Raw genomic sequence first — 10,383 nt, forward strand, 5'->3', positions numbered from 1 at the left:
GCAACGTATAAAAGCATTGGGATTCCCAGTGTGACATACGAAATTTGCGCGAAAAGGAGAGGGGCAAACAGACATTTTCCACAAATGAAAAGGCCGACCAAAAGGCCGACCTTCCCAAAGAAATCAAAGCGGGCGGACCCGCCATGAATTTAGCGTCAACAACTGGATTCTACTTATCCGCTCGCTCCAATGCAATGTATTCCTCAAAAAAAGGAGCGAGGAAATGGGACTATTTTACCTGAATAAACGGCAGACGAACGACATTGACTATGAGGTTCATCTCGACGGCTGTTATTGGCTGACGCTTGTCACCGACAAGGAATATCTCGGCAATTTTGTTGAGTGTTCCGGCGCCGTGGCGGAAGCCAAACGGCAGCACCCAACTTGGTATCGCATCAACGGCTGCAAGCATTGCAGCCCTGCATGTCATACGAGCTAAGGAGCAACCCTTATGGCAACTAACCCTCCCTCAGGAGACGGCCATCGCAACGGCATGGTCAAAGGTCGCTCTCAAACTAAAACACCTTCGGGTAATTGGGTAAAGCGCGACACAGACTCTGGTCGCTTCATGGACCAGAAGACCTCATCCAAAACACCTTTCAAAGGCGTTCGGAAAGAAAAGTGACGTTCAGGGCGGCCCGTCGGGTCGCCCTTTTCCCTCACTGCCGCCGTGTCGCCAGCCAGTTCTGCCATGCCGCGGGCGAGCCGTGAAACGCGTTCATGTCGACCGTGCCGGGCACGCCGGGGATGACTCCGGTGCCGCTATATTGCCAGAAGGTCCAGCGCGCATCGCCGTAGCGCGCACTGGGATGGCCCGCGACCGAGCGTAGCCAGAAATCATAGCCGCGAAGCTGCTCCAACCCGTTATCCTCCCAGAAATCGACCGTGGTGTAGATCACAGGCTTCGTGCCGTAATGCGCCTCGAGCGTACGCAGGAATATCCGCATCTCGTTGCGCACATGGGCGGCTTCGGGGCGACGCTGACAGCTGGGTGAGGTATGGTTCCACTCGATATCAAGCACCGGGGGCAGATCGCCCGCGTGGCGTTTGACTTGCTTGATGAACCAGCGCGCTTGTTCGGCAGCGGGGCGGCAGAAATAGAAGAAGTGATAGCCCCCCACCGGCACGCCCGCCGCGCGCGCTGCCCGCGCATTCAGCCGGAACCCAGGGTCGATATGATCGCCCCCTTCCGAAGCCTTGAGCCAGGCAAAAGACACCCCCGCCGCGCGCGCACGCCGCCAGTCGATCACGCCCTGATAGCGCGCCGCATCAATGCCGTGAACCGGCAGGGCGGCAGGTGCTAGGCCGGACCAGCCATGGGGCGCGGTATCGCCAAAGCGCGCCGGAATACCCGGTGCCCGATACTGCGCCGCATCCAACATATTCGGAGCCATGAGGCGCGCAGATTTCGGCTTGGCCCCACATCCGGCAAGCGTCAGCGCCGCCCCCGAGAGGAAAATCCGCCTTGAAAGGTCCATACGCCGCTCCCTGATACTGCACTGCCTCACGCTTTCATGAGACGGCCCGACTGTCACGGGGCACCCGGGCCTTTTTCTGCGCCACCAGCAAGAGCCTGCCGGTTGAGGAAAGGTCCGCAAGTTTACTGGGCGTTTCCGAAACCCGCAGCGATGATCATGCCATCGCCATTGAGATCCCATTGCATCATGAAGTCTTCGCCGGGCACAAAAGCTCTTGGCTACTTTGCGCCATGATCGGGCTTGCGAAGAAGGCCAAAGTGATGAGGGCGGCGACAGGTGCGAGATATTGCACCAAATTCGGCCTTGTGAATTGCTCTTGGGAGCCAAACGAAGCGGCCCGCGGCGGAAGTCGCGGGCCTGACAACATGTCACAGATTTCGAAAAGATCAGCCCTTGGCTGCCGCCAACTCGTCCCAGCACGCCATGGCATGCCCGGCATACATCACGCCCGGGCCACCGCCCATCTGGATCGCCATGGCCAACACATCACCCAATTCCTCACGCGTTGCGCCCGTTTTCATTAGCTCTTCGGTGTGGAACATGATGCAAGGTTCGCAGCGCAGCACGACGGCCATGCCCAACGCGATGAATTCCTTGGTTTTAGCATCAAGCGGGCCGTTGTCTTTGACCGCTTTGGACAGCGTGGCAAAGCCGCTCATCGTCTCGGGAATCGACTTGCCCATAACGCGCAATTCGTTGCGCATCTCGTCAATCTTCGCTTTGTAGCTCATGTCACAAATCCTTTTCGTTTCGCTTGACGTTGGTGTCGCATGTCATGGTTACCACCGCGTTGACTTGCATCAAGATTTTCATGCAGCCCCGCTATACCGCTGCCGCATGGCCACCCACGCACTTATCCCTCAGGCGTGACCGGCCGCCGCAGACAGCGTGCGCGGATCAACCCCGATCGCGGCAAGCGCGCGCGTCCATTTCGTGGCGTATTCGTCATCCAGCGCCAGATCGGCATCTCCCTCGCTCGTCAGCCAGCCATTATCAAGAATCTCCGCCTCAAGCTGACCTGGTCCCCAGCCGGCATAGCCCAACGCCATCAGCGCACGATCCGGGCCACAGCCAGCGGCGATATCTTCCAAAATATCGCGCGTGCCGGTCATGCGCAGCCGGTCGGAGATCCGCATCTGCCCTTCGGGTGTGCCCCAATCGGGCGAATGCAGCACAAAGCCGCGACCGGTCTCAACCGGGCCGCCAAACAGAATCGGCGCGTGGATTGCATGATCGGAATTGGCGGGCGTGATGCCGAGATTTTGCAGCAGTTCGGGCAAGTCTGGCGAGGGCAACGGCTTGTTCACGATCAACCCCATCGCCCCCTCGGGTGAGTGCGCACAAATAGCCACAACCGCATGTTCAAAGCGCGGATCGCCCATTCCCGGCATCGCAATCAGCAGTTTTCCGGTCAAATCCATCGCCAAACACCTCTCGCGCGGGATGCGCCTACTCTTAAGGTGGTCCGGGCGGGGCGTGGGTTCAAGTCCAGATGACGCAGGAACCTTGTGAGACTGCGCGTCGCGCGCCGGGTGCTGCGGCCTGCCCGGTGCGCGCAATTGTTGCAGTCTTCTGTCGCGTTTGTGACTTTGGTCGCGCGCAATGTGAGTCTAACCAAGACAGATGACCCGCATCTTACCCGTTCTCGCCCTCACCCTTGCCGCGCACGCCCCTATGGCCTCGGCCCAGCAAAGCCAAGAGCACCCCGCCCCGCCGCCCCCGCCGGGGCTGGAGGGCGCGCAGTTGCTGAGCGGCTGGATGCGTGTGGATGGCACCCGTGTCGCGGGTCTCTCGATTGCGCTTGAACCGGGATGGAAGACCTATTGGCGCGCGCCCGGCGATGCCGGAATCCCGCCGCAGATCGACTTCCAAGACTCTGAAAACGTGGCAAATATTGCGCTGCATTGGCCTACGCCAGAGGTGTTTGACTCTGCCGGAATGCGCACAATCGGCTATCACGGCGACCTGCTTTTGCCGATTACGATCACCCCCAAGGATGCGAGCAAACCCGTCGATCTGGACGCGCATGCGACGATTGGCATTTGCGACCAGATATGTGTGCCTGTCTCGCTGAATTTGCGCGCCCATCTTGATGGCAAGGGCCAGCACGACCCGCAAATCGAGGCCGCGCTGGATGCCGAGCCGAAAACGATTTCTGCTCAGGCGCATTGTGAAACCAAACCGGTGCGCGATGGTGTCAATCTGACCGCGCGTCTTGAACTGCCCCCGGCAATCGGGCCCGAAGACACCTTGTTCGAGCTGCGCTCAACCCCGGTCTGGGTGTCAGAAAGCAGCAGCCATCGCGAGGGCAATATGCTGATCGCCTCGGCCGATTTCGTGCCGCCCGAGGCGAAACCCTTTGACCTCGATCTCAGCGATCTGCGTATCACCGTGCTGTCAGATCGCGGCGCAGTGCAGATCGACGGCTGCACCGAGTAACTGCGTCAGGCCCCAGCCCAAGCCTTAAGCTTCGGGTGGCGCAATGTGGCGAATATGACCGCGCAGCAACCGCGGTGCGATAATCCCCGCCCCGATCACGATCATCGCAGAGATCAGCGCGAAGCCTGCGAAAGCGGGCATCAAAGCCCCGCCATCCAGCATCGCCCGCCCCAGCGTGATCGCGAAACCAACCACCAGCAGCGCGGCCACTCCGGCCAAGACGCCGCGCAACCGCAGCACCCGCGCGCCATGGCGCACCGCCGTGATCTGACGCCCGAAATCAAGCTGAATGGCCAACATCGCGGGCACCACGAACAACACGATGATCATCCCGAATCCAAGCCCATAGACCAGCGTGATCACCGTGGATTTCAGAAACAGCGCCGAACTCGATTGCTCATAAAGCAGCGGCGCAAGCCCAAGAACAGTGGTCGCCGTAGTTAGCAGGACCGGGCGCAGACGGTCTGATACCGCATCTACGATCGCGGGCACCATGCCGCGTTTTTCGGCATATTCATCCACCGTCGAGATCAGCACGATAGCATCGTTGATGATGATCCCAATCATCCCGATCCCGCCGACGACGGCAAACATCGACATCGGCATCTGCCAGACGTAATGGCCCCAGATCGCGCCGACCGCTCCAAACGGGATCACCGACATCACGACGATAGGGCGTGTCCAACTGGCGAAAATCCACGCCAGCACGATATAAATCCCGACAAGGCACATGGTCAGACCGACCAGCGCATCCGACATGAAATCGCGCTCTTGCTGAGCCTGTCCTGCCATCACCCAAGCCACGCCGCGTTCTTCCGCGATACGGGGCAAGATTTGCTCTTCGATCTGGCGGGTGATCTCGTTGGCGCGGGCCGGGTCATCCTCGGAGATATCGCCCGTGACCGAGACCTGGCGCACCCCGTCTTCGCGCCGGATCGTGGAAAACCCGGTTTGCGAACGCACCGAGACAATATCGGCCAGCGGCACCCATTTGCCCGCAGGCGTGCGCAGTTGCATCCGTTCGATGAAATCGGCCGCCAATTCGCGTTCGGGCAGTTCCACCCGAATCGTGGCAGAGCGCACCCCGTCGGGGAAACTCGCCGCCTCGGTCCCGTTCAGGCGCGCGCGCAACTCACGCCCCAAAGTCGCAATATCAAAGCCCAGCGCCTCGCCCTGCGGCGTCAGATCCAGCGTCAGTTCCTGCTTGTCATAAGCGAGGTTATCTTCGACCGCCGACACTTCGGGGAATTGCGCCAGCGCCGTTTTGAAATCTTCGGCGGCGTTTTTCAACTCACGCGTGCTGGCCCCCGCGAATTGCACGGCAATCCCGTCATCCGCCCCGCCCGCGCGGAAGCGGCGAAAGCTGATCTCTTCGACCAAGGGCAGGCGCGGCACCTCGTCTTGCAGACGCGAGACGAAATCAAAGCTGGAATAGGGCCGGTAATCGGGGTCGATCACCTCAATCGAGATCGAGCCCAGCAAATCGGTATCCTTGGTATCCGCCGAGGCCAAACCACGCCCCGACGCCCCCCCGATCTGCGCAATCGCATATTCCACCGGATTGACGCCGTATTCATCGGCGAATTCCTTGGCGACGCGGTCAATCGTGACCTGCATCATGCGCATCATTTCGACCGTATCCGCGCGTGTCGCCCCTTCGACCATGGAAAACGCGCCGTTCACCGTGCTTTGTTCGGGCGGGTTAAAAAAGCGCCATTGCACCTTGCCCGAAATGACGAAAGACATCTGCCACGCCAGCAACGCAATCGCCGCTGCAATCACCGGATAGCGCAGCTTGACCACCGCGCGCGTCAGCGGCTTCATCACCCGACCACGGAACCAGTCCAGCCCCGCATTCACCTTGCGCGAGGGCCAGTCATACCATTTCTGATCCGAACTATGGGCCAGCGCATGGCTCATGTGATTGGGCAGGATCAGGAAACACTCGACCAACGAGGCCAACAGCACCGCGATCACGGTATAGGGAATATCGACAATCATATTGCCCATGCGTCCGCCAATCACGGTCAGCCCGGCAAAAGCAATCACCGTCGTCAGCGTCGAGGCAAAGACCGGGGCCGCCATGCGCCGCGCGCCGCGTTCCGCCGCAATCACCGGGGCCTCGCCCAGATGGCGCGCGCGGAAATCGGCATGCTCGCCCACCACAATCGCATCATCGACCACGATCCCCAGCGTCAAAATCAGCGCAAAGATCGAAATCATGTTCAGCGTCATGCCGGAAAAATACATCACCGCCAAAGCCGCCGCCATCGAGGTCGGAATCCCCATCGCGACCCAGAACGCGGTGCGCGCATTGAGAAATAGGAACAGCAGCGCCAGCACCAGACCCAAGCCCAAAATGCCGTTGTTCAACAGCAGATCCAGACGTTGCGTGATCTTATCCGAGCGGGTGCGCACCAGATCCATCGAGGTGCCCGCAGGCAGCGTTGGCTGCATCTGCGCGATCACGGATTCGACCTTTTTCTGGATCGCAATCGCATCGCCCGCCGCAGAGCGCGCGACATTGATCACCACCGCCGGGTGATCGCCGACATAATAGGCGCGCGCGCGATCGCCGCCATCGACGCGCACCGTGGCCACATCGCCCACAGTTAGCTGAGAGCCGTCCGCCTCGGTGCGGATCACCAATGCGGCGATCTCGGGGGCCGTGCGCCGCTCGGTCCCGGTGGTGACGCGCGCGGCCCCGCCCGCGACATCGCCAGCAGGATCGGTGGCGGATTCGGCCGCGATCACGTTGATGATCTGGGTCAGCGTCACGTCATGGGCCATCATCGAGACGGTGGGCACTTCGACCACCGTCTCAGGCGCGGCAATCCCGGCCAGCGAGGTGCGCGTCACCCCTTGCTGATACAGCCGCACGACCGTCTCATCGCCCAGCCGCCCCAGCTGTTCGGGCGACAGCGGCCCGGTGATCACCAAATCGGTGACCGTATCGCGCCAGACGCCACGCGCAACTTCGGGGTCTTCGGCGCCTTCGGGCAGGTCGCCCGCCGTGGCCAGCGCGTTTTCCACGTCATTGACGGCGCGCGACATATCCCAACTGGGTTCGAAATCCAGCGTGATGCGCGCCGATCCTTCTGAGGCCCGGCTTTCGGAGTTTTCCACCCCCTCCACCGAGATCAGCGAGGGTTCCAGCACCTGCACAATCGCGCGGTCCACCTCTTCGGCGCCCGCGCCATCCCATTTCACCGAAACGGTGATCGATTCCTCGACCGAGTCGGGGAAGAATTGCGCGCGCATCCGTGGCACCGCCACGATCCCGGCACAGAGCATGATCACCAGCACGATATTGGCCAGCGTGGCGTGGCGCGTGAACAGGCCGATCAGGCCGCGCGATTCGGGCAATGCTTTGGTTTTATTTGGATTAGCCATGCTACCCCCCGATCCGCGATTCAAGTTTTTCAACGGTGGCAAGGGGCACTTCGTCTTGCGTCAGCTCTGCCAGAAGGCGTTTCTTGGCAGTGTCGGGCATCTTGGTATTACTTTGGACAAAGGCGACCAGCTTGGCGCGACGTTGATCGTCAAGCTTGACCTTGTCGACGGGCGCGGGCGTGTCGGACTGGCCCGTGCGCATCGGGCGCAGCTTGATCCCACGGCCCAAAAGCGGCGTACGTTCGGTCACAATCTCGGTCCCGGCTTTGAACGCGGCGCGAATGATCACATTGTCGCCCTGACGGCGCAGCACGTCGACGGGCGCGCTTTCGAGGCGGTCTTCGAGGCCCAGCACCAAAACCGTGCTTTGCGCATCCACCGCCGCCGCCGGAATTTCAGCCACGTTCTCCAGCGCCGGCTCGTCCAGACGCACAGTGACGAAATCGCCGGGGCGCAACCCGCGCGCGCCCTGCGCGATCGTTGCAAACAATAACCGCCCCGTCACCCCGGCCTCGACCGCAGCCGACACCCGCGACAGCACGCCTTTCGCCTCTACCGCGCCATCGGCCCCATCCAGCGAGATCGTGACCGCCAGATCGCGCAGATCGCCCAGCGCGTCGGTCAGGCGGAAAAATTGCCCAGTCGAGACGCGAAACGCCACTTCCAGCGCATTCGGATCAATCAGCGTTCCAAGCATTTCATTGTTGGACACCAGCCCGCCCTGAACACCCGTCACATCCGCCAGACGGCCGGTGAATTCGGCCCGGATTTCAGTGTCGCGCAGTTTGCGCTCGGCCTCGCTCAGGGTGATTTTGGCGCGGGTCAGCCCGGTGCGCGCGCTGTCTAGCTGTGCCTGCGCGGTGGACAGTGCCGAGCGCCGATTGAGCACCGCTTGCTCTGCCGCCGATACCGCCAGCTCCGAGGTTTCCAACGTCGCCGTCGCCCCCACGCCCCGATCTGACAGCGACTGTTGACGCGTCAGCGCCTTGAGGCGCAGATCGGCCTGACGCTGCGCGGCCACCACATCATCGCGCGAAATCGCCAGCCCGCGCTCTGCCTGCGCCAATGCGGCCTCTGCTTCCGAAACTGACGCCACCGCACTGTCGCGTGCCGCCTTGGCCTCGGCGGGGTCCAGCTTGACCAAAAGCGCGCCCTTCTCGACACGCGCGCCGTCTTTGAAATCGGGGGCCAGTTCAATGATCGTGCCGCCGCTGGCTGCGCGCAGCTCCAGCTCGCGGGTCGATTGCACCTCGCCATAGGCGGTCAGGGTGGGTGAGAGCGTGGTGAACTCCACGGCCATCACATTGGCCGCGAAGACGCGTTCGCGCGCGGTTGGCGCGCGCCCTGCACTGGCCTTGCGCGCCTCGCTCGCCTTGAAAATCGAAAACCCGCCCATCGCCAGAAGGCCAAGCGTCAAAGCCAGCAAAAACAGCCCCATCAGGGAGCGGGTCAGGAACCGCATGTTGTCTCCAGTTTCATCCATGGCAGGCGTCAATCACAAACACCCACGGTCGCGCGAGAACATGTTACCTTGCTGAAATAGGGGCAGGGAACATCTTTCTCTACGCGGCAAGGCGCCACGTCCGTCACTTTTTCACAATTATGCGACTGTTTGGCGCGCCCTAGCCCTGCTGATCAAGCCGCGCGCGCAGCGAAAGCAGGTCCGCCCAGGCCTCGCGCTTGGCGGCCGGATTGCGCAGCAACTGGGTGGGATGCACCATCGCCAGCGCGGGTCGCCCAAAGGCCTGCGCCCATGTGCCGCGCAGCCGGGTGATGCCGCGCTTGCCCAATCCCGCTTGACAGGGCGCGTTGCCCATCAACACCACCAGATCGGGATCGACCAGATCGACATGGCGCGCAAGGAAAGGCAGCATCCGCGCGATATCCTCGGGCTCGGGATCGCGATAGCCCAGCGTGCGCCACGGCACGACGGTGGTAAGATACAGCGCGCTTTGCGCATCCGCCGCGTCACGCGCCAAACCGATTGCGGCAAACATCGCAGCCAGCATCGCGCCCTCGCGCCCGACAAAGGGCAGCCCTCTTTGATCTTCCTCTCGCCCCGGAGCCTCGCCGATCACCATCACGCGGGCACTGGGATGGCCATCACCAAAGACCGTGCTGCGCGCGCCTTTCTTAAGATCGCACAGATCATAGCGATCAATCGCGTCGCGCAATGTCTCGAGCGAGTCTGCCTGACCTGCCAATTCGCGCGCCTGCGCCAGCGGATCGGGGCCAGACATTTGCGCGGCCTCGGCCACGGGGGGCAAAGCACTCGCACCGGGCGCGGCATCGGGCGTGTCGGGTTTAGCCTCAATCCGCTTTTCGGGCAGCGCGTAGCAATCCACCGGATCATCGCCAATCGCAGTATCCACGCCCATCTCAAGCTGCCACTCAAGGGCAGCCAATGCGGCGTAATAGTCGAGTTCGGGTGGCGCGTGAGTCTCCATCGCGCCAAGTTACGCGCGCGCGCTGCTGCGGTAAAGCGGCTGGACGCGCGCGCCCCCTTTTGCCATAAGCGCCCTTAGTCCAAAACGGAGCATTCGCATGGCCTTTCGCCCACGCCACCTTCTGGGGATCGAGCATCTGAGCCCCGAAGATATCCGCACCGTTCTCGACTTGGCCGATCAATATGTCGATTTGAACCGTCGCACGGTGAAAAAGACCGATGCCTTGGCGGGCATGACACAGATCAACATGTTCTTTGAAAATTCGACGCGCACGCAGGCGAGTTTTGAGCTGGCGGGCAAGCGGCTGGGCGCGGATGTGATGAACATGGCGATGCAGACGAGCTCGGTCAAAAAGGGCGAGACGCTGATCGACACGGCGCTAACACTGAACGCGATGCATCCCGATCTGCTGGTGGTGCGTCATGGTAGCTCGGGGGCGGTGGATCTGCTGGCGCAAAAGGTCGAATGCGCGGTGATCAATGCCGGTGATGGCAAGCATGAACACCCCACGCAGGCGCTACTGGATGCGCTGACGATCCGGCGTGAAAAGGGGCGCATCCATCGCCTGACCGTCGCGATTTGTGGCGATGTCGCGCATTCGCGTGTCGCGCGCTCTAACCTGTTGT

At 61.8% G+C, this 10,383-nt stretch carries 8 protein-coding genes and 1 pseudogene; 3 read left to right on the top strand and 6 right to left on the bottom strand.

The features are described from left to right. The first annotated feature begins 223 nt into the window (after positions 1 to 223). Positions 224 to 439 carry a hypothetical protein gene (locus QZ571_RS10060; RefSeq protein ID WP_295534029.1) on the top strand — a complete coding sequence of 72 codons (216 nt, stop codon included), beginning with the start codon at positions 224 to 226 and terminating at the stop codon, positions 437 to 439. 220 nt (positions 440 to 659) lie between these two features. On the opposite strand, the gene QZ571_RS10065 is transcribed toward QZ571_RS10060, so the two are convergent. The 3 genes from QZ571_RS10065 to QZ571_RS10075 form a co-directional block, all read right to left on the bottom strand. After that, the gene (locus QZ571_RS10065; protein WP_295534031.1) at positions 660 to 1,478 is read right to left on the bottom strand and encodes a GH25 family lysozyme; all 819 of its coding nucleotides are present in this window, start codon (positions 1,476 to 1,478) and stop codon (positions 660 to 662) included. 386 nt (positions 1,479 to 1,864) lie between these two features. After that, positions 1,865 to 2,209 (bottom strand): carboxymuconolactone decarboxylase family protein, encoded by a 345-nt coding sequence (locus QZ571_RS10070; RefSeq protein ID WP_295534033.1) that lies wholly within the window; start codon positions 2,207 to 2,209, stop codon positions 1,865 to 1,867. Positions 2,210 to 2,338: 129 nt separating this feature from the next. After that, positions 2,339 to 2,899 (bottom strand): YqgE/AlgH family protein, encoded by a 561-nt coding sequence (locus tag QZ571_RS10075; RefSeq protein WP_295534035.1) that lies wholly within the window; start codon positions 2,897 to 2,899, stop codon positions 2,339 to 2,341. Positions 2,900 to 3,101: 202 nt separating this feature from the next. On the opposite strand from QZ571_RS10075, the gene QZ571_RS10080 reads away from it, so the two are divergent. Next, a complete protein-coding gene (locus QZ571_RS10080; protein WP_295534037.1) occupies positions 3,102 to 3,917 on the top strand; it encodes a protein-disulfide reductase DsbD domain-containing protein in 816 nt (271 codons plus the stop codon). A gap of 24 nt (positions 3,918 to 3,941) precedes the next feature. On the opposite strand, the gene QZ571_RS10085 is transcribed toward QZ571_RS10080, so the two are convergent. The 3 genes from QZ571_RS10085 to QZ571_RS10095 form a co-directional block, all read right to left on the bottom strand. Then, positions 3,942 to 7,310, bottom strand: a complete 3,369-nt coding sequence (locus tag QZ571_RS10085) for an efflux RND transporter permease subunit (protein ID WP_295534039.1) — start codon at positions 7,308 to 7,310, stop codon at positions 3,942 to 3,944. Position 7,311: 1 nt separating this feature from the next. Continuing rightward, positions 7,312 to 8,772, bottom strand: a complete 1,461-nt coding sequence (locus QZ571_RS10090; RefSeq protein ID WP_295534041.1) for an efflux RND transporter periplasmic adaptor subunit — start codon at positions 8,770 to 8,772, stop codon at positions 7,312 to 7,314. Positions 8,773 to 8,932: 160 nt separating this feature from the next. Beyond that, positions 8,933 to 9,757, bottom strand: a complete 825-nt coding sequence (locus QZ571_RS10095; RefSeq protein ID WP_295534043.1) for a uracil-DNA glycosylase — start codon at positions 9,755 to 9,757, stop codon at positions 8,933 to 8,935. 97 nt (positions 9,758 to 9,854) lie between these two features. On the opposite strand from QZ571_RS10095, the pseudogene pyrB reads away from it, so the two are divergent. Next, positions 9,855 to 10,383: pseudogene (gene pyrB / locus QZ571_RS10100) on the top strand (aspartate carbamoyltransferase catalytic subunit); the annotation flags it as partial.

This window comes from uncultured Thioclava sp. (assembly GCF_913064665.1).
Lineage (GTDB): Bacteria > Pseudomonadota > Alphaproteobacteria > Rhodobacterales > Rhodobacteraceae > Thioclava > Thioclava arctica.